This window comes from Pseudomonas sp. Ps21-P2 (assembly GCF_039672565.1).
In the GTDB taxonomy this organism is placed as follows: Bacteria; Pseudomonadota; Gammaproteobacteria; order Pseudomonadales; family Pseudomonadaceae; genus Aquipseudomonas.
This window is the reverse complement of sequence record NZ_JBDFPL010000014.1, coordinates 30,942-51,095: the sequence shown is the minus strand read 5'-3', so window position 1 is coordinate 51,095 and position 20,154 is coordinate 30,942. Positions and strand designations below refer to the sequence as shown.

Here is a 20,154-nt window from a genome sequence, read left to right as displayed (position 1 = left end):
ATACAAAGCGCTGAAAGCAAAAAGCCCGCGAATCACTGAGTGATACGCGGGCTTTGATGTTCAACGGGGGTCGTGGAGGTCCACGCGCGCGTTAGACGTTGAAACGGAAGTGCAGAACGTCACCGTCCTTGACGATGTAATCCTTGCCTTCCAGGCGCCATTTGCCCGCTTCCTTGGCACCGGCCTCACCCTTGTACTGGATGAAGTCGTTGTAGGCGATGCACTCGGCGCGGATGAAGCCTTTTTCGAAATCGGTGTGGATCACACCCGCAGCCTGTGGCGCGGTAGCGCCGACGCGGACGGTCCATGCACGCACTTCTTCGACGCCGGCCGTGAAGTAGGTCTGCAGGTGCAGCATCTCGTAGCCGGCACGGATCACGCGGTTCAGGCCAGGCTCTTCAAGGCCCAGGGCCTCCAGGAACATGTCCTTTTCTTCGCCGTCGTCGAGTTCGGCGATTTCCGCTTCGATCTTGTTGCAGACCGGCACCAGCATGGCGCCTTCTTCTTCAGCGATGGCGCGAACCACGTCCAGGTGCGGGTTGTTCTCGAAACCGTCTTCAGCGACGTTGGCGATGTACATGACCGGTTTGGTGGTCAGCAGATGAAAGCCCTTGATGACGGCTTTCTCATCGGCGCTCATGCTCTTCATCAGGCTGCGCGCAGGTTTGCCCAGTGTGAAGTGAGCGATGAGTTGCTCCAGCAAGCCTTTCTGGACCACTGCGTCCTTGTCGCCGCCCTTGGCGTTGCGCGTGACTTTCTGCAGTTGTTTCTCGCAGCTGTCGAGGTCAGCGAAAATCAGTTCCAGATCAATGATCTCGATGTCGCGTTTCGGGTCGACGCTGTTGGAGACGTGAATCACGTTCTCGTCTTCGAAGCAGCGCACGACGTGAGCAATGGCGTCGGTCTCGCGGATGTTGGCGAGGAACTTGTTGCCCAGGCCTTCACCTTTGGAGGCACCGGCTACCAGCCCGGCGATGTCGACGAATTCCATCGTGGTCGGCAGGATGCGCTTCGGGTTGACGATGTCGGCCAGGGCCTGCAGGCGCGGATCCGGCATGGGCACGATGCCGGTGTTCGGTTCGATGGTGCAGAAGGGAAAGTTCTCCGCCGCAATACCTGATTTGGTCAGGGCGTTGAACAGGGTGGACTTGCCGACGTTGGGCAGGCCGACGATGCCGCAGTTGAATCCCATGGTGTTTCCCCTCGAGTGATGTCAGGCCTTCTGGCTGTGCAGGACGCGCATCGCCTTGGCGAAGTCGCCAGCGAGTACATCCGGCAGCACGCCGAGGGCAAAGTCGATGCTGGCGTCCAGTTTTTCCTGCTCGGCGCGTGGCGCACGACCCAGTACGAAATTGGACACCAGACTGGCGTCGCCCGGGTGGCCGATGCCAAGCCGCAGGCGGTGGAAGCCGTTCTGGTTGCCGAGCTGCGCAATGATGTCGCGTAGCCCGTTATGCCCGCCGTGCCCGCCACCCAGTTTGAGTTTGGCGACGCCCGGAGGCAGGTCGAGTTCGTCGTGGGCCACCAGAATGGCTTGCGGAGGAATCCGGAAGAAACCCGCCAGAGCTGCCACGGACTGGCCGCTGCGGTTCATGTAGGTGGTGGGAATCAGCAGACGAACGTCCTGGCCTTGATGACTGAACTTAGCCGTCAGGCCGAAATATTTGCGGTCAGCGGTCAGATTGACACGCTGTGCGCTGGCAATGCGCTCAACGAAAAGAGCCCCTGCGTTATGCCGGGTCTGTTCGTATTCGGGGCCTGGATTTCCCAGGCCGACGATCAGTTGGATGGCGGTCACGTCAGGGGCTCTTCCTTGGGTCGAGTGTGATGATGGCGAGCATCATCACGGGTTCAACCGGCTAGCGAGTAATGATTACTCTGCTTCGCCTTCTGCGGTGCCTTCTTCTTCGTCCTGGACGATGCGAGGAGCGTGGACGTTTGCGATGTCCAGGTCCTTGCCGTGCGCCAGAGCAACGAATTCAACACCTTTAGGTGCTTTAACGTCGGACAGGTGAACGTTGTCGCCGATTTCCAGCGCGCCCAGGTCAACTTCGATGAACTCAGGCAGGTCTTTCGGCAGGCAGGTCACTTCCAGCTCGGTGGTGGTGTGCGAGATCTCGCCGCCTTTCTTGACCGGTGCTTCTTCGTTGATGAAGTGCACTGGAACGATAGCGGTCAGTTTCTGGCCAGCCACGACGCGGATGAAGTCGGCGTGCATGATGAACTGCTTGGCAGGGTGACGCTGCATCGCTTTAACGATGACGTTCTGCTTGGCGCCAGCAATGTTCAGCTCGATAACGTGGCTGTAGGCAGCTTCGTTTTCAAACATCTTGGCCAGTTCTTTGGCTTCGATGGTGATCGAAGTTGCTTCCTGGCCACCACCGTAGACAACGGCTGGGACGGAGGCGGCGAGACGACGCAGGCGGCGGCTCGCACCTTTCCCCAGGTCAGTACGCGCTTGGGCGTTCAGAGTAAATTCGTTCATTTTGTATCTCCAAAATAGCCATGACCGAGCGGCGTTTGCGACCAGCGCCTGACACGGTATGGGCAAAAAAGCCCCGCCCCGGCATTGAGTGTCGGGGCGGGGCGCTTTTCGTCAACGGATGGTTCGGCAGGGCAGGGCCCTTATCGGAACATCGCGCTGATCGATTCTTCGTTGCTGATGCGACGCATCGCCTCAGCGACTACCGGTGCGATATCCAGTTGGCGGATACGGTCACAGGCCTGTGCAGCAGCGGACAACGGGATGGTGTTCGTCACCACCAGTTCGTCCAGCACGGAATTTTCGATGTTCTCGATCGCACGGCCCGACAGAACAGGGTGTGTGCAATACGCGAAGACCTTGGCAGCGCCGTGTTCTTTCAGCGCCTTGGCCGCATGGCACAGAGTGCCCGCGGTATCGACCATGTCGTCGACGAGAATACAGGTACGGCCTTCAACGTCACCGATGATGTGCATCACTTCGGAGTGGTTGGCCTTCTCGCGGCGCTTGTCGATGATGCCCAGATCGACGCCCAGGGATTTGGCAACAGCACGTGCACGCACGACGCCGCCGATATCCGGGGAGACAATCATCAGGTTTTCGAAGCGTTGGTCTTCGATGTCATCCACCAGAACCGGGGAGCCGTAGATGTTATCTACCGGAATATCGAAGAAGCCTTGAATCTGGTCAGCGTGCAGGTCGACAGTCAGCACACGGTCGATACCGACGACGGTGAGCATGTCCGCAACCACTTTAGCGCTGATAGCCACACGGGCAGAGCGCGGACGGCGATCCTGGCGGGCATAACCAAAGTAAGGGATTACAGCAGTGATACGAGTGGCCGAGGAGCGACGGAAGGCATCTGCCATCACGACGAGTTCCATCAGGTTGTCGTTGGTCGGAGCGCAGGTCGGCTGGATAATGAAGACGTCTTTACCGCGAACGTTTTCATTGATCTCAGCGGTAATCTCACCGTCGGAAAACTTTCCAACAGAGATGTCACCGAGAGGGATATGCAGCTGACGTACGACACGCCGAGCCAGATCGGGGTTGGCGTTCCCCGTAAAGACCATCATCTTGGACACGCGCAGTACCTGGAGGCTTAGGGTATGCCTGGATGACTATAGGAAAATGGCAGGGGCGGCTGGATTCGAACCAACGCATGGCAGGATCAAAACCTGCTGCCTTACCGCTTGGCGACGCCCCTGTATCTGTTGCACGAGTGCCTGGCACTCGGTTCCTTTTAGAGCAGCGCCTGTAACTTCCGGTGCAACATCGAGATGTTTGCGCCTTTTGCTACAAACCCTGTAAGGGTCTCTGTAAGAAGGGCCGAGACTTTATCAGCTTCAGCTTTGCTTGGGAAGGCCCCAAACACACAACTTCCAGTTCCGGTTAATTTTGCTTCGGTAAATTTACCTAACAAATTCAAAGCGTTACCAACTTCTGGATACCGCCTCGTTACAACCGGTAAGCAGTCATTCCGACTGTTTCCCTTGGGAACGGGGCGCACTTTAATGGGAGGAGTGTCACGTGTCAACAGTGGATCTGAAAAAATTTCTGCTGTACTTACAGATACTTGCGGCACTAGCACCAGATACCAAGGTTCTTCGGGGGTTACGGGGGTCAGGATCTCGCCGATGCCTTCGGCAAAAGCAGCATGTCCGCGCACGAAAACCGGCACGTCAGCCCCAAGCTGCAGGCCCAGCGCCGCCAGCCGATCTTCATTCCAGCCAAGCTGCCAGAGATGATTCAGGCCCAGCAGTGTGGTTGCCGCGTCGGAACTTCCGCCGCCGATGCCGCCGCCCATGGGCAGGACTTTTTTCAGCCAGATATCAACGCCAAGCGGGCAACCCGATTGTTGCTTGAGGGCGCGAGCCGCTCTGACAATCAGGTTACTGTCGTGGAGGACGTCGGCAATTTCCGTCTGCAGTCGCACTTCGCCGTCGTCACGAAGCGCGAAGCTGAGCTCGTCGCCGTAATCGAGAAACTGGAACAGCGTCTGCAGTTCGTGATAACCGTCGGCGCGGCGTCCGGTGATGTGCAGCATCAGATTCAGTTTGGCAGGGGCGGGCAGTGTCAGTCGTGGTTGCGACATGCTCATTGCCCCAGTTTGCGTGGTTGCCAGTCCTTGATGACCAGCGTGACGTCCAGATCCTGCCCGTGCAGCTTCATGCGTTCAGGCAGCCAGAAACCGTTTTGCTGGGTGTAGCTCAGGTATTCGATCTGCCAGCCATCCTGCTCAAGACTGGCCAGGCGACTGTCACCGTCAAGGGTCAGGTTGCTTTTGCTGTCCGGCGCGGGCAAACCGCGCACCCACCAGACCAGATGCGACACCGGCAATTTCCAGCCGAGCTGATCCTTGAGCAGGGTTTCCGGGTCAGGCGCGTCGTAGCGGCCCTGATTGGCGACTTCCAGCGACACCGCGCCAGGTCGACCGGTCAGGCGGGCAGCACCGCGCCCCAGCGGGCCGGACAGGCGAATGTCGTAGTAATCCTGGCGTTGCAGCCAGAACAGCGTGCCGCTGCCGGAATCCTTTGGCGCGCGGATGCCGACCTTGCCGTTGATCTGCCAGCCATCGAGGCTGCTGAGTTGTTCTTTGTTCACACGCCATTGATTGGCGTCCCCCTTGCCTTGCACGGCTTCGCGGGAGGACATGCCGGCACAGCCGGCGAGCAGGGCGATCAGACTGAATACGAGTACGTGGCGCAATTGCATAAATTCAAAGGGTCTCGGCGCCGGTCAGGCGTTTGATGGTGCTGCGCAGAACCGGGCTGTCAGGTTGTTGTTCAAGGGCCTTGCCCCATACTTTGCGAGCTTCACGCTGCTCGCCTTTGGCCCAAAGGACTTCGCCCAGGTGCGCAGCAACTTCGTGATCCGGGAAACGCTCCAGCGCCTGGCGCAGCAGGCGCTCGGCTTCATCCAGATTGCCCAAGCGGTAGTTGACCCAGCCGAGGCTGTCGAGCACCGCCGGGTCTTCCGGATTGAGCTGGTGCGCGCGCTCGATCAATTCCTTGGCCTCGGCGTAGCGTGTGGTGCGGTCCGAGAGGGTATAGCCCAAAGCGTTCAGCGCCATGGCGTTGTCCGGCTCGCGCTTGAGAATGGCCCGCAGGTCACTCTCCATCTGTTTCAGATCGTTGCGTTTCTCGGCCAGCATTGAGCGGGTGTAGAGCAGATTCAGATCATCCGGGTACTGCTTGAGCGCTTGACTCAACACTTGCCAGCCGCGGTCGCTCTGGTTGTTGTTGGCCAGGGTCTCGGCTTCGATCAGGTACAGCTGAATGGCGTAATCGGGTTGATCGGCACGTGCCTGGGCCAGCCGCTTCGACGCTTCTGCAGTGTTGCCGTTGCTCATCAGGATATCGGCCTGACGCAGCTGCGCAGGCAGGAAGTCGTTGCCGGGGCCCACTTGAGCGTATTCGGCGAGCGCGGTTTGCGGATCGTCGCGCTCTTCGTAGATGCGGCCGAGGTTTACGTGGGCCGAGTCGACGTGACTGCCGCGTGCAACGAGGTCTTCGAGATAACCCTGCGCTTCATCCCATGCCTTGTTTTCCAGGCAGACGAGGGCAAGCGAATAACGCAGCTCGTCGTCATCCGGGTACTGCTGAACCAGGCTGGAGAACTGCACTTTGGCGTCTTCCATGCGGTTCTGTTCCACTAGCATGCGCGCATAGGTCAGGCGCAGGCGCTTGTCATCCGGGTATTTTTTGATACTTTTTTCGAGCAGCGGGATCGCTTCCTTGCCGCGGTTCATGCTTTGCAGCAGTCGGGCACGCAACAGGATCGGCGCCACCTCACCTTCACCCGGCGGATTGTCTTCGAGCAGTTTCAGCGAGGCGGCGCTGTCGCCTTCCTGCTGAAGCAACAGCGCCTTGCCGAAGATCAATTGGCCGTTTTTCGGGTACTTCATCAGAAGGCGATCGAAGCTGGTGATCAGCCCTTTGCGCGTATTGGAATCGGTTTCTGACGCAGACAACGCGAGGAAATCAAAATGCGTGTCGCCCTGGCCCTGAAGGACCTTCTCCATATAACGCATGGAATCGTCGTAGCGCCCGGCCCGCGCCAGCTGGATGGCTGCCGCGCGCTGTGCCTCGAGATTGCTCGGGTCGTTTTTCGCCCAGATCATTGAGGTGTCGAGGGCGGCCTGATCGGCCCCCAGGTATTCGGCGATGCGGAAGGCGCGCTCGGAAATCCCCGGATCCTGGGTCTGGATCGCCTGGGTCACGTAGTTGTCCAGCGCGATGTCGAAGCGATTGCGCTGGCCGGCAAGCTCGGCGGTCAGCAGGCTGACGACGGTTTCCTGAGTAAACGAGCCGTACACCTGAGGTTTGGCCTCGGGTGCGGGCGGCGCTTCTTTCGCGGGAGCAGAAGGCTCCGTAGAAACGGAGGCCGTAGACTGGCAGCCACTCAGAGCGACAAGGGCAAGGAACAACGCGGAGGATTTATTCATATAGAGGAGGGGCGGCTTACCTGCGGTTTGGAAGCATCATGACACAAGGCCGGGAGCAAACCCACAGCCCGCGCGAAATCTGGATATGCTTAATCTACAGCCTGTGCGTGGACATTTTGTCGCAGGCCAGAGGCGGTGATAAGCAACCTGTATAGGGACAATAGTGTGCTGCGGACGTTCTGAATGTATTGCGGTGGTTGTCCTGACTCTATCGAAGTAGGACAATTGCCGGCTTCACGTCACCATCAGCGACCTTGAATGGCCTTTCTTGCTCTGGGTATCAACCATAAGACTGCATCAGTTGATGTCCGCGAGCGCGTGGCATTTACGCCTGAGCAGCTGGTTGAGGCGCTACAGCAGCTCTGCCGCCTGACCCGCAGCCGGGAAGCGGCCATTCTCTCCACCTGCAATCGCAGCGAACTTTATATCGAACAGGATCAGCTGACCGCCGACGTCGTGTTGCGCTGGCTGGCGGATTATCACCATCTGAATGTCGATGAGCTGCGCGCCAGTGCCTATGTGCATGAAGACGACGCGGCGGTGCGACACATGATGCGCGTGGCGTCGGGCCTGGACTCACTGGTGCTCGGCGAGCCGCAGATCCTCGGTCAGATGAAATCGGCGTATGCCGTTGCCCGGGAGGCCGGCACCGTCGGCCCATTGCTCGGGCGTCTTTTTCAGGCCACCTTCAGCGCTGCCAAACAGGTACGCACCGACACGGCCATCGGCGAGAACCCGGTGTCCGTCGCCTTTGCCGCCGTCAGCCTGGCCAAGCAGATTTTCAGCGACCTGCAGCGCAGCCAGGCGCTGTTGATCGGGGCAGGGGAGACCATCACGCTTGTCGCGCGTCACCTGCATGATCTCGGAGTCAAGCGTATCGTTGTTGCCAACCGCACCCTCGAGCGCGCGAATATTCTGGCCGAGCAGTTCGGTGCTCATGCGGTGCTGTTGGCCGACATCCCGGCCGAGCTGGTCAACAGCGACATCGTCATCAGCTCCACGGCCAGTCAGTTGCCGATTCTGGGCAAGGGCGCCGTCGAAAGCGCGCTGAAACTGCGCAAGCACAAGCCGATCTTCATGGTCGACATCGCCGTGCCGCGCGACATCGAGCCTGAGGTCGGCGAGCTGGACGACGTCTACCTCTACACCGTCGACGATCTGCACGAAGTCGTCGCTGAAAACCTCAAGAGCCGCCAGGGCGCGGCGCAGGCGGCCGAAGAACTGGTCAGCATGGGCGTCGACGATTTCATGTCGCGGCTGCGCGAACTGGCGGCGGTCGACGTGCTCAAGGCGTATCGTCAGCAGAGCGAACGCCTGCGTGACGAAGAATTGCAGAAAGCCCAGCGCATGCTGGCCAATGGCAGCAACGCCGAAGATGTATTGATGGCGCTGGCACGTGGCCTGACGAACAAAATGATGCACGCCCCCAGCGTGCAGCTCAAAAAGCTCTCCGCTGAAGGCCGCGTCGATGCGCTGGCCATGGCCCAGGAACTCTTTGCCCTCAACGAGGGCTCCACGGATAAATCCCCGCAATGAAAGCTTCACTGCTTAATAAGCTGGACGTGCTCAGCGACCGTTTCGAGGAATTGACCGCGCTGCTCGGCGATGGCGAAGTCATCTCCGACCAGACCAAATTTCGCGCGTATTCCCGTGAGTACGCCGAAGTCGAGCCAGTGATTCAGGTGTACCGGCAGCTGCAGAAAGTGCAGAGCGACCTCGAAGGCGCGCAGGCGCTGCTCAAGGACAGCGACCCCGACATGCGCGAAATGGCAGTCGAGGAAGTGCGCGAAGCCAAGGATCAGTTGCTGGTCCTTGAAGCTGACCTGCAAAAAATGCTGCTGCCCAAAGACCCGAACGATGGCCGTAACGTGTTTCTGGAAATCCGCGCTGGCACGGGCGGTGACGAAGCCGCGATCTTTGCCGGCGACCTTTTCCGCATGTATTCCCGTTATGCCGAGCGGCGTGGCTGGCGTGTCGAGATCCTGTCGGAGAACGTGGGCGAGCATGGCGGCTACAAGGAAGTCATTGCGCGGGTCGAAGGCGAGCACGTCTACGGCAAGCTGAAATTCGAGTCGGGTGTGCATCGCGTTCAGCGCGTGCCGGAAACCGAATCCCAGGGCCGCATTCATACGTCTGCGTGTACCGTGGCGGTGTTGCCAGAGCCTGACGAACAGCAGACCATCGAGATCAACCCGTCCGACTTGCGCGTTGACACCTATCGCTCATCCGGCGCCGGTGGTCAGCACGTCAACAAGACCGACTCGGCCATCCGCATTACGCACTTGCCGTCCGGCATTGTGGTGGAGTGTCAGGAAGAGCGTTCGCAGCACAAGAACCGTGCGCGGGCCATGTCCTGGCTGTCGGCCAAGCTCAACGATCAGCAGACCGCTGCGGCGGCCAACGCCATCGCCAGTGAGCGTAAATTGCTGGTCGGTTCCGGGGATCGCTCGGAACGCATTCGTACTTACAATTTCCCACAGGGGCGCGTCACGGATCACCGCGTGAACCTGACGCTCTACTCCCTTGATGAAGTTCTGGCCGGCGGGGTCGATGCAGTGATAGAACCGTTACTTGCCGAGTATCAGGCAGACCAACTTGCGGCACTGGGTGATTAAATGACCATCATCGCCAGTTTGTTAAGAAGCGCCGAGTTGCCGGATTCTCCGACAGCGCGTCTGGATGCAGAATTGTTGCTGGCCGCTGCCCTGGGCAAGCCACGCAGCTTTTTGCACACCTGGCCCGAGCGTATTGTCAGCACCGAAGCGGCGCACGCTTTCGATGGCTATCTCAAGCGTCGTCGAACCGGCGAACCCGTCGCGTACATCCTGGGCCTGCAAGGGTTTTGGAACATCGACCTGGAAGTCGCTCCCCATACGCTGATCCCCCGGCCCGAAACCGAGATGCTGGTGGAAACCGCGCTGGAGCTTCTGCCTGGTGCGATTCCTCACACGCTGCTCGACCTCGGCACGGGCACCGGCGCCATTGCTCTGTCGCTGGCCAAGGATCGTCCGCAGTGGAGCGTCACGGCGGTGGATCGCGTTGAAGAGGCGGTCGAGCTTGCCGAACGCAATCGTCAGCGCCTGCATCTGGACAACGCGAAGGTCTTTCACAGCCACTGGTTCAGTGCCGTCGAAGGTCAGCGTTTTGACCTGATCCTGAGCAACCCACCCTACATTGCCTCCAATGACCCGCATCTGGTCGAAGGCGATGTGCGCTTCGAGCCAAGCAGTGCGCTGGTCTCCGGCGCCGATGGCCTGGACGACCTGCGCCTGATTGTGTCGCAAGCGCCCGTGCACCTTGAAGCTGGCGGCTGGCTGTTGCTGGAGCATGGCTACGATCAAGGCGCAGCGGTTCGCGAGTTGTTGCTTGCGCACGGATTCGAAGAGATCAAGACCCGCCGCGACCTGGGCGACCACGAGCGCATTACCTTCGGGCGAGTGCCGTGCTGACGGACGAAGAGCTGCTGCGCTATAGCCGGCAGATCCTTCTTCAACAGGTCGACATCGACGGTCAGCTGCGCCTCAAGCAGAGCCGCGTGTTGATCGTCGGCCTCGGCGGGCTGGGTTCGCCGGTGGCGTTGTACCTGGCGGCGGCCGGCGTCGGCGAACTGCATCTGGCGGATTTCGACAGCGTCGATCTCACCAACCTGCAACGCCAGATCATTCACGACACCCAGAGCGTAGGGCTGAGTAAGATTGATTCAGCCATTGCGCGGCTGACTGCGATCAATCCGCTGATCACACTGGTGCCCCATCGCGCCGCCCTTGATGTTGACTCCCTGGCCGCAGCCGTTGCCGGGGTAGACCTCGTGCTGGACTGCTCCGACAATTTCTCTACGCGTGAAGCCGTCAATGCCGCCTGCGTCGCCGCCTGCAAACCACTGGTCAGCGGCGCTGCGATTCGCCTCGAAGCGCAACTGTCGGTGTTCGATCCGCGTCGTCCGGAGAGCCCTTGTTACCACTGCCTTTACGGGCACGGCAGCGAAACCGAACTGACTTGCAGCGAGGCGGGCGTGATCGGTCCGTTGGTAGGATTGGTTGGCAGTTTGCAGGCTCTCGAAGCCCTGAAGCTGCTGGCCGGATTTGGCGAGCCGATGGTGGGGCGACTGCTGCTGATTGATGTCATGAGCACGCGATTCCGCGAATTGAAAGTCAAACGCGACCCTGGCTGCAGTGTGTGCGGTACCGGGCCCCGAGTTACCGCCGAGCATGAATAGAGACAGCGATGCGCCGGTGGCGGTGTTTGATTCCGGCGTCGGCGGGTTGTCGGTGCTGGCGGAAATACAGCAGTTGCTGCCACGGGAATCGTTGCTCTACGTCGCCGATTGCGGCCACATTCCCTACGGCGAGAAAACCCCGGAATTCATTCGCGAACGTTGCGCGACGATTGCCGAGTTTTTCCACAGCCAGCGCGCCAAGGCCCTGGTGATCGCCTGCAATACGGCAACAGTGGCCGGCATCGCCGACTTGCGCGTCCGCTACCCTGACTGGCCACTTGTGGGCATGGAGCCGGCGGTCAAGCCTGCAGCTGCGGCGACGCGGACCGGCGTCGTCGGCGTGCTGGCGACCACCGGCACTTTGCAAAGCGCCAAGTTCGCCGCGTTGCTCGATCGCTTTGCGGCAGATGTGCAAGTCATCACGCAGCCGTGTCCGGGCCTGGTGGAGCTGATCGAAACGGGCGATCTGGTTAGCCCGGCGATTCGCCAGTTGCTTCAGGGTTACGTCGCGCCGTTACTCGCGGCGGGTTGCGACACCATCATTCTGGGCTGCACCCATTACCCGTTTCTCAAGCCATTGCTGCGGGAAATGATCCCTGCCTCTATCACTCTGATCGACACCGGCGCCGCCGTAGCCCGGCAGTTGCAGCGGTTATTGGGCGAGCGCGAGCTGCTGGCGAGCGGTCATCCTCGGACTGCTCAGTTCTGGACGACCGGTGATCCAGAAGATTTCAGAAACGTCCTACGCGTGCTTTGTATCAACTCCGACAATGTGCGAAGCTTCGTTTCGTGAAAAAAACGTGAATCGCTTCGGCTGTGGGTGAACTAAAGTTCAGCCGCCGGCTTCTACAGCACTTCTGTCGATATAAAAAATTTTTAACTGCTTTCGAAAATAGGATGTTTCAGATGAAGCGACTGTTTTGTTTGGCTGCGATTGCGGCTGCGTTGTTGGGGCAAAGCGCAATTGCTCAAGCTGATGGGGTCGAGTTTTCCGTAGGACACACTGGCGAATCCACGATGACTTATCGTCTGGGCGCGCAATTTGATTGGGATCAAAGCTGGTGGCAAACCGGTGTCGGTCGCCTGACCGGTTACTGGAGCGGCGCTTACACCTACTGGGAAGGCGACAAGAGCTCCAGCAACAACAGCCTGTCGTTCTCTCCGGTATTCGTTTATGAGTTTTCGGGTGAGAGCGTCAAGCCTTACATTGAAGCCGGTATCGGCGCCGCTGTATTCCAGCGCACCGAAGTGGAAGGCAACAAGCTGGGCAGCGCGTTCCAGTTTGAAGACCGTCTGGGTTTCGGTCTGCGCTTTGCCGGTGGACATGAAGTTGGCCTGCGCGCCACTCACTACTCCAACGGCGGCATGACCACCAATAACGACGGTATCGAAAGCTACGCGATTCACTACACGATGCCGTTCTAAGCGTTTGATTGCGTTATTGCACGAGCGGATTTAACCGCACCTGCAATGCACTACCCGCTTCTTCCCGGCTAAAGCCAGTCCTACTGAAAAACCACCTTGTAGGACCGGCTTTAGCCGGGAACGTGTCAGCCAAAGCAGCTGAGCCAGGCAAACATCAAATCCCGTGCTTCCTGCTTGCCGCGACCATCACAGATAAGCGGTCGCGATTCCTTCTCGCTCGGCAATACACTCCGGCGCACCCATTTCGAACTCCCTGCAAATCAACGGTCGACGGTCGTAGATCGTGCACATCATCGTGTCGCGATCGAGTGCCGCGCACCAGCCATCGTCCAGGCGCAGCATCACTTCGCCGCCCCAGTCATCGGTGTCGATGTAACGCTCGGGCACGCCGGTGTCGGTAATCAACATGACTTCCAGCTGACAGCAGCAGGCCGCGCAGGTGGAACACGTGATTGCGGGTTCGTCAGGGAGTTGAAGCGAAGGGATCACAGTCGTCATGGGCGGCAGTTTAAATCACCGCGCAGTAGACCGCTAACCGGCGTGACGAATGCTCACCCATTCTCCTGCGTCTCGGCTTGCCGCTGGGGCAGCGACTTGAACGCTTGCAGGGCGCGTTCGCGGCTGGCTTTCAAATCGACGATGAGCGCGGGGTAGCCTTCCACGCCGAACAGCCCGCCCAGCGCGGACGGGTTATGAATGTCTCGCTTGTTCAACTCAGCCAGTTCAGGCACCCATTGCTTGATGAATCGACCTTCAGGGTCGAAGCGCTCCGACTGACTTTGTGGATTGAAAATCCGGAAGTAGGGCGATGCGTCGGTACCGGTCGATGAGCTCCACTGCCAGCCGCCATTGTTCGACGCAAGATCGCCGTCGATCAGGTGCTGCATGAAATAGCGTTCACCCTCGCGCCAGTCGATCAGCAGATTCTTGGTCAGGAACATCGCCGAGATCATCCGCAGGCGGTTGTGCATCCAGCCGTTTTCAAGCAGCTGGCGCATGGCTGCATCGACAATCGGCAGCCCGGTACGACCCTGTTGCCAGGCTTCCAGATCCTTCGGCGCATTGCGCCATTTCAGCGCTTCGGTTTCCGGGCGGAAGGCGCGGTGACGGGAGACACGGGGGAAGCCCACCAGCACGTGCTTGTAGAATTCACGCCAGAGCAGCTCGTTGATCCAGGTGACTGAGCCCGGATTACCGGTCTCGAATTCGCCGTTGTTGCTGCGCAGTGCTGAATGCAGGCATTGGCGGGGCGAGATCACCCCGGCCGCCAGGTACGCAGACAGCTGACTGGTGCCGGGCTTGGCGGGGAAGTCGCGCTCTTGATCGTAGTAATGCACTTGCTCGTCGGTGAAGTGTTGCAAGCGATCACGCGCCTCATCTTCGCCGGCCGGCCAGAGCGAGCGCAGGGTCTCGGTCGGCGCGGCGAAACCCTTGACCGCATCCGGCACGACATCGCTTTTGACGGACAGCTTCTGTTGTGGCTTGGGCAGCGCAACCAGGGCCGGCATCGAGTAATGCAAGCGTGCGTAACAGACCTTGCGGAACTGGGTGAAGACCTTGAAATAGCCGCCGCTTTTGGTCAGCACGCTGCCCGGCTGGAAGAACAGCTGGTCGAGGTGACGACGAAACAGAATGCCGGCGCCGTCGAGAGCCGCCTCCACTTCACGGTCTCGTTTGCTCTCGTTGATGCCGTACTCGTCATTGACGTGCACGTTTTCGATCCCATGTTGCTGACACAACTCCAGGATCGCCTTGGGCGCCTGCGACCACGTGTCTGCATGGACAATCAGCAGCGGCACGTTCAGCGCCGCAAGTGCCTTGCTCAATTCACGGAGGTTGCGCAGCCAGAAATCGACTTTGCATGGGGCATCGTCATGGCTCTGCCACTGGCCCGGGCTGATCATGTACACGGCCAGAGTCGGGCCCTGCTCCATGGCAGCGCTCAGCGCGGTGTTGTCGTGCACACGCAGATCACTGCGCAGCCATATCAATTGCATAGTTATTCCTTAGATAAGCCCCAGCCGCTGCAAGGCAGCCTGGGCGGTCAAAGGGTCTTCGGCGAGGGACAGGCCCGAGACTTCACCCTCGGCTGCGGATAATTCCGTCGAATGAATGCGCACCGCAGGCCCGACGATCAGCTTCGGGCACTCGATGTTGTGCAGCAGGCGAGGCAACTGGCCGACGTTCAGTGACTTGCTGGAATACAACAGCACTGCGCGCGGCTTGAGGTATTCGCAGGCCAGGGCCAGCTCGCCGGCCGGCAATGGCCAGTCGAACACTTCCACCGGGCAATCGGCGCTGCTGAGCAGCCACGCGGTCAGCCACAGATGCGGCTCGAGCGGGAGGTCGGACTGATTGACCAGCAGCAAGGGCGCGCCGCTGACCTGACGGTTGTTGTGGTACAGCCGTGCGCCGAACTTGCTGCGCAGCCACGAGTAGAAAAACACCCGCTCAAGCTGCGCGCCGAACTGGCCTTGCCAGCGCTGCTCAAGTGACGCCAGCAGCGGCAGCAACAGTTGTTCGCAAAGCGTGCGCGGCGGATACAGCGACATCGCGCGGTTGAGGGAATCATCGAGTCGCCGCTCGGCCAGGGCGCCGATGGCTTCCTGCAGAGTCTGGCGAAGAATGTCCCAGTCATTCTCGACACTGGGCGCTGGCGCCTGCTGATCGTCGATCAACTGCTTGACCTGACTGACCGACACGCCGCGATTCAGCCACGTGAGGATGGTCAGCACGCGGTCGACATGTTCGTTGCTGTAAAGACGATGGCCCTTGGCTGTACGGTGCGGAACGATGAGGCCATATCGACGTTCCCAGGCGCGCAGGGTCACTGCGTTCACACCGGTCAGTCGGGCGATTTCGCGAATCGGCAGCCAGCCGTTTTCAAAGGCGTTCGCGGGGTCCTGCGGGTCGCCTTCCGGCGGTTCTTGCTCGGTAGTTGTCATGTTCAAATCGCGTTGCGCAGACTGAGGTTTTCCGGATGTGGCTGCAGATAAACCTGCAGCGCAATGTACGGATCGGGGTGTCGGCGGAAATGGTGTTTGAGCAGCGTCAGCGGCACAACCAGCGGCACGATGCCCTGGTGGTACTGATTGATGACGCCCTGGATTTCTTTCTTGTCGGATGCGCTGAGGGTCTGGCGCAGATAACCGCACAGATGCTGCAGCACATTGGTGTGGGTGCGCCGGGTCGCCGGTTTTTTCAGCGCGCTCATTAATTGACTGAAGTAGCGCGGGGCGATCTCGGCAGGGTCATTCCGGCCCATGGTGCCCAGCAGATTCCCCAGCGCCTTGTACTGGACGGGATCGTTGGCCATCAATTGGTATTTATAGCGGGCGTGAAACTCAGTGAGCGCACGGCGGGTGATGCCGCTTTTCAGCAGCTCTTGCCACGCGGCATAGGCAAACACACGGGTGATGAAATTCTCCCGCAGCACCGGGTCGTTCAAACGGCCGTCTTCTTCAACCGGCAGATCAGGATGACGCGCGCAGAACGCCTGGGCATAAATGCCACGTCCGCCGGTTTCGAACGGCACGCCGTTATCGCGGTACACCTTGACCCGCTCCAGGCCACACGACGGCGATTTCTGCATGAAGATATAGCCGCAGATGTCGCTCATCTCAGTAGCCATGTGCTCGCCGTAATCAGCCAGTTGCTCGGTAACATCCATGGCGTGATGAACCGTGCCGATCGCCCGAGGGTGGTCTGTGTCTCCCACCAAACGAATGGCTTCGCGAGGGATGCCCATACCGATGGCGACCTCGGGGCACGCCGGCACGAAATCGAAGTATTCGTTGAGGGCCCGGGTCAGAAGGTGCGATTCCTTGTGCCCGCCATTGAACCTGACCTCCACACCCATCAGGCAGGCGCTGACGCCCAGCTTGGGTTTGGAGGCTTGCTCTGATGAATGATCGAGTACAGCAGACATGACAAACCCTCGATGAACTTCTTATACAGATCCGTTTCTCTGTACAACATTTGCCCATCATAGGTTTGTAGCAGTGCAAGTCAAATAATTTGTACAAGATCGGTGAATGAAACGACAAGGTGCGGGAATTCAGCCGTAATGACGGGTTGAGGCGGCAGTTGGGAAGGGTTTACTTCCAACCCATCTGCCAGCTCTGGTCATTCTGCAGGGTCTGCCAGGCCAGCGTCTGGCTGCGCTTGGTCATGACGGCTTGCAGTTCGATCTCCAGCACCGTCCCTTCTTCATCACAAAACAACTCGGTGACCAAAAAGTGCTTTTCACGGTTTTTAGGAGACGCTGCCGTCCATTTCGACAGCAGCAGCTTGCGCGGGTTGATTCGATTCATTTGAGGTGTTCCAGCAGACGTCGCGCGGCTTCCTGACCACTCAGCCAGGCGCCTTCGACTCGGCCCGACAGGCACCAGTCGCCGCAGACGTACAGACCCAGATCTGCATCGGACAACGCGCCGACTTCGCGTCCGCCAGCCGGCCTTGCGTACAGCCAGCGGTGGGCGAGGGTGAATGCCGGGGCCGGCATCGCGCAATTCATCAGCTCGGCGAACGCGCCGTGCAAGTGATCGATGACGTCCTCCCTGGCCATGTCCACATGCTGGCGACTCCAGGCGCTGGTGGCGTGCAGAATCCAGGTGTCCATCTGGCTGTCGCGCCCGGGTTTGCTGCGATTGCGAGCCAGCCAGTCGATGGCACTGTCCTGCACGAAGCAGCCTTCGAGGGGCGTGTCCAGCGGGGTATCGAAAGCCAGCGCGACCGCCCAGGTCGGCTCCATCTTCACGCCCGCGACAACGCTCGCCAGTTTCGGCGCGTCGGCCAGCAGGGTGGTGGCCTGGGGCGCGGGGATGGCGATCACGACCTGACTGAACGGGCCATGGCTTTGGCCGTCGGCGTCCAGCAGATTCCAGTGTTGTTCGCCACGAAAGACTTCGGTGATGCGGCAGGAAAAGGTCACCGGCATGTCGCCGAGCATGGCCCGGGTGATTGCACTCATGCGCGGCGCGCCGACCCAGCGCACTTGCTCGTCGGGCGACAGGCTGAGTTTTCCGCCATGATAGTTGTAGAGCAGCGGCTTCCACTCGGCCACGTGGCCCTCGGCTTGCCACTGCTGGACGGCGGCGGCGAAGCGACGGTCGCGGGCGGTGAAGTATTGCGCGCCCATGTCCAGTGCGCCGGCATCGCTGCGTTTGCTGGACATCCGGCCGCCACTGCCGCGGCTCTTGTCAAAGAGATGAATGCTATGCCCGGCGGCTTGCAACGCCTGGGCGGCGGAGAGTCCGGCGATGCCGGTACCGATGATTGCAATGGGGACAGTCATAGGGGCCTCGTTACCTTGTCTGCACAGACTACGCCTCAGGCAAAAGCTGTACAATGCCGTTTTTCGGTATAAGTTGTCGCCCTGCACACGCAGGACGCGGACCTTTCCAAGGGCTCGCTGACAAGTCTGACGCTTTGCTTCAATCGTTCAACTGCACGATCGGGCTGTCCTATAGAACAGCAGTGAAGTGGATCGCTCTAACCTGACCTAAAGTTGAGTGATCACTCCGCGCACGAGCTCATGGCTTGTGAAGAAATAGACTCCGCAATTGCGATGAACGCCACGTAAGGAACTCAGTCATGCACATCTTGCTGACCGGCGGTACAGGCTTGATAGGGCGTCGTTTGTGTAAACACTGGCTCGCGCAGGGCCATCAGCTGACGGTCTTGAGTCGCAAACCCGATGACGTTGCGCGGCTCTGCGGCGCCAACGTTCGCGGGATAGCTCACTTCGACGACATAGGCAGCCAGCACGTCGACGCGGTGATCAATCTGGCCGGCGCACCCATCGCCGACCGTCCGTGGACCCGCAAACGCAAAATACTGCTGTGGGACAGCCGCATCACCCTGACTGAGCAATTGGTCACGTGGCTTGAGCGCCGCGAGCAGAAACCCGACGTGTTGATATCCGGCTCGGCGGTAGGCTGGTATGGCGACGGCGGTGAGCGCGAGCTCGACGAAAATGCGCAACCGGTCAGCGAAGACTTCGCCAGCCGTCTGTGCATTGCCTGGGAAGAGACCGCACAACGTGCCGAGACCCTGGGCATTCGCGTGGTGCTGGTGCGCACCGGACTGGTGTTGGCCGACGAAGGCGGCATGCTGCAGCGGCTGTTGCCGCCGTTCAAGATGGGCATGGGCGGGCCGATCGGCAACGGACGCCAATGGATGCCGTGGGTTCATATAGAAGATCAAATCGCCCTGATTGATTTTCTGATGAGCCGGGACGATGCCCGAGGTCCTTATAATGCCTGCGCGCCGTCACCGGCCCGCAACCGGGATTTCGCCAAGACCCTCGCGTCCGTGCTGCACCGACCATCCTTCATGCCGATGCCGGCCGTTGCGCTTCGAGTGTTGCTGGGCGAGCTATCGATCCTGTTGCTGGGCGGTCAACGCGCCCGGCCAGACCGCCTGCAAGAGGCGGGTTTCACTTTCCGATTCACTGATCTGCGCGCGGCCCTGGAAAACCTTTTGGGCCGCCACTGACATCAAGGTGTTGCATGACCGATCACGCTTTATTGCTGGTTAATCTGGGTTCACCGGCGTCCACGTCGGTCGCTGACGTGCGCCGCTACCTCAATCAGTTCCTGATGGACCCTTACGTTATTGACGTGCCGTGGCCAGTGCGTCGCCTGATCGTGTCGCTGATTCTGATCAAGCGCCCGGAGCAGTCGGCCCATGCGTACGCGTCAATCTGGTGGGACGAGGGTTCGCCGCTGGTGGTGCTGAGCAAGCGACTTCAGCAGGCCATGGTCAAGGAATGGAAACACGGCCCGGTCGAACTGGCGATGCGTTACGGCGAGCCGTCGATCGAGACCGTGCTCACGCGCCTGGCAGCCCAGGGCATCAAAAAGGTCACGTTGGCGCCGCTGTATCCGCAGTTTGCGGACAGTACCGTGACCACGGTGATTGAAGAAGCCAAGCGCGTAGTGCGTGAGAAAAAGCTGAATTTTGACTTCTCGCTGCTGACGCCGTTCTTCAATCAGCAGGAATACCTCGACGCCCTGGTGGCGAGCGTGCGGCCGCATCTGCAGCAGGATTACGATCACCTGCTGCTGAGTTTTCACGGTCTGCCCGAGCGGCATCTCACCAAGCTCGACCCGACCGGCAATCACTGTTTCAAGAGCGGCAACTGCTGTGAGACGGCGTCGCCTGAGGTCCTGGCGGTCTGCTACCGCGCCCAGTGCATGCGCTCAGCGGCAGAGTTCGCCAAGCTGATGGGGATTGCCGATGGCAAGTGGTCAGTGTCGTTTCAGTCGCGCCTGGGCCGCGCCAAGTGGATCGAACCCTACACCGAACCGCATCTGGAGGAGCTTGCTGCTCAAGGCGTGAAGCGACTGCTGGTCATGTGCCCGGCGTTTGTCGCGGACTGCATCGAAACGCTGGAAGAAATTGGTGATCGCGGGGCTGAAGTGTTCAGGGAAGCCGGGGGCGAGGAGCTGGTGCTGATTCCGTGTCTGAACGACGACCCGAACTGGGCGAAGGCGCTGAACACATTGTGCGAAAAGGCACCGGCGATGGTCGTGTAATAACGCGAGCTTAGCTTTCACGTAGAACCATGTGGTAGCGACC

General features: G+C 59.9%; 21 protein-coding genes and 1 tRNA gene. 8 read left to right on the top strand and 14 right to left on the bottom strand.

From position 1 onward, the window contains the following. Nucleotides 1–91 precede the first annotated feature (91 nt). From ychF to ABEH28_RS25920, 8 genes are all read right to left on the bottom strand, one after another. Nucleotides 92–1,192 (bottom strand): redox-regulated ATPase YchF, encoded by a 1,101-nt coding sequence (gene ychF / locus ABEH28_RS25955; protein WP_282369436.1) that lies wholly within the window; start codon nucleotides 1,190–1,192, stop codon nucleotides 92–94. Between the two features lie 21 nt (nucleotides 1,193–1,213). Further along, nucleotides 1,214–1,798 carry an aminoacyl-tRNA hydrolase gene (pth, locus tag ABEH28_RS25950; protein ID WP_108120616.1) on the bottom strand — a complete coding sequence of 195 codons (585 nt, stop codon included), beginning with the start codon at nucleotides 1,796–1,798 and terminating at the stop codon, nucleotides 1,214–1,216. Nucleotides 1,799–1,873: 75 nt separating this feature from the next. Continuing rightward, nucleotides 1,874–2,485, bottom strand: coding sequence for a 50S ribosomal protein L25/general stress protein Ctc (locus tag ABEH28_RS25945; protein WP_065991778.1), 612 nt, complete (start codon nucleotides 2,483–2,485; stop codon nucleotides 1,874–1,876). Nucleotides 2,486–2,625: 140 nt separating this feature from the next. Further along, on the bottom strand, nucleotides 2,626–3,567 hold the full coding sequence (locus ABEH28_RS25940; RefSeq protein ID WP_037018241.1) for a ribose-phosphate pyrophosphokinase: 942 nt from the start codon (nucleotides 3,565–3,567) through the stop codon (nucleotides 2,626–2,628). A gap of 47 nt (nucleotides 3,568–3,614) precedes the next feature. Further along, nucleotides 3,615–3,689: transfer RNA gene (locus tag ABEH28_RS25935), tRNA-Gln, on the bottom strand. 36 nt (nucleotides 3,690–3,725) lie between these two features. Further along, nucleotides 3,726–4,577: a 4-(cytidine 5'-diphospho)-2-C-methyl-D-erythritol kinase gene (ispE, locus tag ABEH28_RS25930; RefSeq protein ID WP_346631460.1), complete on the bottom strand. Its 852-nt coding sequence runs from the start codon at nucleotides 4,575–4,577 to the stop codon at nucleotides 3,726–3,728. A gap of 2 nt (nucleotides 4,578–4,579) precedes the next feature. After that, complete coding sequence (gene lolB, locus ABEH28_RS25925; RefSeq protein ID WP_282369450.1) at nucleotides 4,580–5,197, bottom strand: lipoprotein insertase outer membrane protein LolB; 618 nt, start codon at nucleotides 5,195–5,197, stop codon at nucleotides 4,580–4,582. Nucleotides 5,198–5,201: 4 nt separating this feature from the next. Further along, on the bottom strand, nucleotides 5,202–6,929 hold the full coding sequence (locus ABEH28_RS25920; RefSeq protein ID WP_192174950.1) for a tetratricopeptide repeat protein: 1,728 nt from the start codon (nucleotides 6,927–6,929) through the stop codon (nucleotides 5,202–5,204). Nucleotides 6,930–7,187: 258 nt separating this feature from the next. On the opposite strand from ABEH28_RS25920, the gene hemA reads away from it, so the two are divergent. From hemA to ABEH28_RS25890, 6 genes are all read left to right on the top strand, one after another. Further along, on the top strand, nucleotides 7,188–8,465 hold the full coding sequence (gene hemA, locus ABEH28_RS25915; protein ID WP_192174949.1) for a glutamyl-tRNA reductase: 1,278 nt from the start codon (nucleotides 7,188–7,190) through the stop codon (nucleotides 8,463–8,465). Next, nucleotides 8,462–9,544: a peptide chain release factor 1 gene (gene prfA / locus ABEH28_RS25910; RefSeq protein WP_192174948.1), complete on the top strand. Its 1,083-nt coding sequence runs from the start codon at nucleotides 8,462–8,464 to the stop codon at nucleotides 9,542–9,544. The genes hemA and prfA overlap by 4 nt, the downstream gene beginning before the upstream one ends. Next, nucleotides 9,545–10,378: a peptide chain release factor N(5)-glutamine methyltransferase gene (gene prmC / locus ABEH28_RS25905; protein ID WP_346631459.1), complete on the top strand. Its 834-nt coding sequence runs from the start codon at nucleotides 9,545–9,547 to the stop codon at nucleotides 10,376–10,378. Further along, nucleotides 10,372–11,145 carry a molybdopterin-synthase adenylyltransferase MoeB gene (locus tag ABEH28_RS25900; protein ID WP_346631458.1) on the top strand — a complete coding sequence of 258 codons (774 nt, stop codon included), beginning with the start codon at nucleotides 10,372–10,374 and terminating at the stop codon, nucleotides 11,143–11,145. The genes prmC and ABEH28_RS25900 overlap by 7 nt, the downstream gene beginning before the upstream one ends. After that, nucleotides 11,138–11,938, top strand: coding sequence for a glutamate racemase (gene murI / locus ABEH28_RS25895; RefSeq protein WP_192174945.1), 801 nt, complete (start codon nucleotides 11,138–11,140; stop codon nucleotides 11,936–11,938). The genes ABEH28_RS25900 and murI overlap by 8 nt, the downstream gene beginning before the upstream one ends. 113 nt (nucleotides 11,939–12,051) lie before the next feature. Beyond that, complete coding sequence (locus ABEH28_RS25890) at nucleotides 12,052–12,570, top strand: acyloxyacyl hydrolase (protein WP_192174944.1); 519 nt, start codon at nucleotides 12,052–12,054, stop codon at nucleotides 12,568–12,570. Nucleotides 12,571–12,756: 186 nt separating this feature from the next. Here ABEH28_RS25890 and ABEH28_RS25885 read toward each other — a convergent pair whose 3' ends face one another. From ABEH28_RS25885 to ABEH28_RS25860, 6 genes are all read right to left on the bottom strand, one after another. Next, nucleotides 12,757–13,068, bottom strand: coding sequence for a YkgJ family cysteine cluster protein (locus tag ABEH28_RS25885; protein ID WP_122536194.1), 312 nt, complete (start codon nucleotides 13,066–13,068; stop codon nucleotides 12,757–12,759). 53 nt (nucleotides 13,069–13,121) lie between these two features. Next, the gene (phrB, locus tag ABEH28_RS25880) at nucleotides 13,122–14,567 is read right to left on the bottom strand and encodes a deoxyribodipyrimidine photo-lyase (protein WP_346631457.1); all 1,446 of its coding nucleotides are present in this window, start codon (nucleotides 14,565–14,567) and stop codon (nucleotides 13,122–13,124) included. A gap of 9 nt (nucleotides 14,568–14,576) precedes the next feature. Continuing rightward, nucleotides 14,577–15,515, bottom strand: coding sequence for a MerR family transcriptional regulator (locus ABEH28_RS25875; protein ID WP_192174942.1), 939 nt, complete (start codon nucleotides 15,513–15,515; stop codon nucleotides 14,577–14,579). Between the two features lie 2 nt (nucleotides 15,516–15,517). Continuing rightward, entirely contained in the window at nucleotides 15,518–16,498 is a 981-nt protein-coding gene (locus ABEH28_RS25870) for a DUF523 and DUF1722 domain-containing protein (RefSeq protein ID WP_192174941.1), read from the bottom strand. 169 nt (nucleotides 16,499–16,667) lie between these two features. Beyond that, a complete protein-coding gene (locus ABEH28_RS25865; RefSeq protein WP_346631456.1) occupies nucleotides 16,668–16,883 on the bottom strand; it encodes a TIGR02450 family Trp-rich protein in 216 nt (71 codons plus the stop codon). Beyond that, complete coding sequence (locus ABEH28_RS25860) at nucleotides 16,880–17,866, bottom strand: NAD(P)/FAD-dependent oxidoreductase (protein WP_346631455.1); 987 nt, start codon at nucleotides 17,864–17,866, stop codon at nucleotides 16,880–16,882. The genes ABEH28_RS25865 and ABEH28_RS25860 overlap by 4 nt, the downstream gene beginning before the upstream one ends. 299 nt (nucleotides 17,867–18,165) lie before the next feature. On the opposite strand from ABEH28_RS25860, the gene ABEH28_RS25855 reads away from it, so the two are divergent. Both ABEH28_RS25855 and hemH read left to right on the top strand, forming a co-directional pair. Further along, nucleotides 18,166–19,068, top strand: a complete 903-nt coding sequence (locus ABEH28_RS25855; RefSeq protein WP_346626969.1) for a TIGR01777 family oxidoreductase — start codon at nucleotides 18,166–18,168, stop codon at nucleotides 19,066–19,068. Between the two features lie 14 nt (nucleotides 19,069–19,082). Then, nucleotides 19,083–20,111 (top strand): ferrochelatase, encoded by a 1,029-nt coding sequence (gene hemH, locus ABEH28_RS25850; protein WP_346631454.1) that lies wholly within the window; start codon nucleotides 19,083–19,085, stop codon nucleotides 20,109–20,111. Nucleotides 20,112–20,154: the final 43 nt, after the last annotated feature.

What these genes read in the sequence shown, in the direction of transcription:
- ychF (WP_282369436.1), bottom strand. Translation starts at nt 1,192, where the DNA reads ATGGGATTCAACTGCGGCATCGTCGGCCTGCCCAACGTCGGCAAGTCC.
- ABEH28_RS25945 (WP_065991778.1), bottom strand. Translation starts at nt 2,485, where the DNA reads ATGAACGAATTTACTCTGAACGCCCAAGCGCGTACTGACCTGGGGAAA.
- ispE (WP_346631460.1), bottom strand. Translation starts at nt 4,577, where the DNA reads ATGTCGCAACCACGACTGACACTGCCCGCCCCTGCCAAACTGAATCTG.
- lolB (WP_282369450.1), bottom strand. Translation starts at nt 5,197, where the DNA reads ATGCAATTGCGCCACGTACTCGTATTCAGTCTGATCGCCCTGCTCGCC.
- ABEH28_RS25920 (WP_192174950.1), bottom strand. Translation starts at nt 6,929, where the DNA reads ATGAATAAATCCTCCGCGTTGTTCCTTGCCCTTGTCGCTCTGAGTGGC.
- hemA (WP_192174949.1), top strand. Translation starts at nt 7,188, where the DNA reads ATGGCCTTTCTTGCTCTGGGTATCAACCATAAGACTGCATCAGTTGAT.
- prfA (WP_192174948.1), top strand. Translation starts at nt 8,462, where the DNA reads ATGAAAGCTTCACTGCTTAATAAGCTGGACGTGCTCAGCGACCGTTTC.
- prmC (WP_346631459.1), top strand. Translation starts at nt 9,545, where the DNA reads ATGACCATCATCGCCAGTTTGTTAAGAAGCGCCGAGTTGCCGGATTCT.
- murI (WP_192174945.1), top strand. Translation starts at nt 11,138, where the DNA reads ATGAATAGAGACAGCGATGCGCCGGTGGCGGTGTTTGATTCCGGCGTC.
- ABEH28_RS25890 (WP_192174944.1), top strand. Translation starts at nt 12,052, where the DNA reads ATGAAGCGACTGTTTTGTTTGGCTGCGATTGCGGCTGCGTTGTTGGGG.
- ABEH28_RS25885 (WP_122536194.1), bottom strand. Translation starts at nt 13,068, where the DNA reads ATGACGACTGTGATCCCTTCGCTTCAACTCCCTGACGAACCCGCAATC.
- phrB (WP_346631457.1), bottom strand. Translation starts at nt 14,567, where the DNA reads ATGCAATTGATATGGCTGCGCAGTGATCTGCGTGTGCACGACAACACC.
- ABEH28_RS25875 (WP_192174942.1), bottom strand. Translation starts at nt 15,515, where the DNA reads ATGACAACTACCGAGCAAGAACCGCCGGAAGGCGACCCGCAGGACCCC.
- ABEH28_RS25870 (WP_192174941.1), bottom strand. Translation starts at nt 16,498, where the DNA reads ATGTCTGCTGTACTCGATCATTCATCAGAGCAAGCCTCCAAACCCAAG.
- ABEH28_RS25865 (WP_346631456.1), bottom strand. Translation starts at nt 16,883, where the DNA reads ATGAATCGAATCAACCCGCGCAAGCTGCTGCTGTCGAAATGGACGGCA.
- ABEH28_RS25860 (WP_346631455.1), bottom strand. Translation starts at nt 17,866, where the DNA reads ATGACTGTCCCCATTGCAATCATCGGTACCGGCATCGCCGGACTCTCC.
- ABEH28_RS25855 (WP_346626969.1), top strand. Translation starts at nt 18,166, where the DNA reads ATGCACATCTTGCTGACCGGCGGTACAGGCTTGATAGGGCGTCGTTTG.
- hemH (WP_346631454.1), top strand. Translation starts at nt 19,083, where the DNA reads ATGACCGATCACGCTTTATTGCTGGTTAATCTGGGTTCACCGGCGTCC.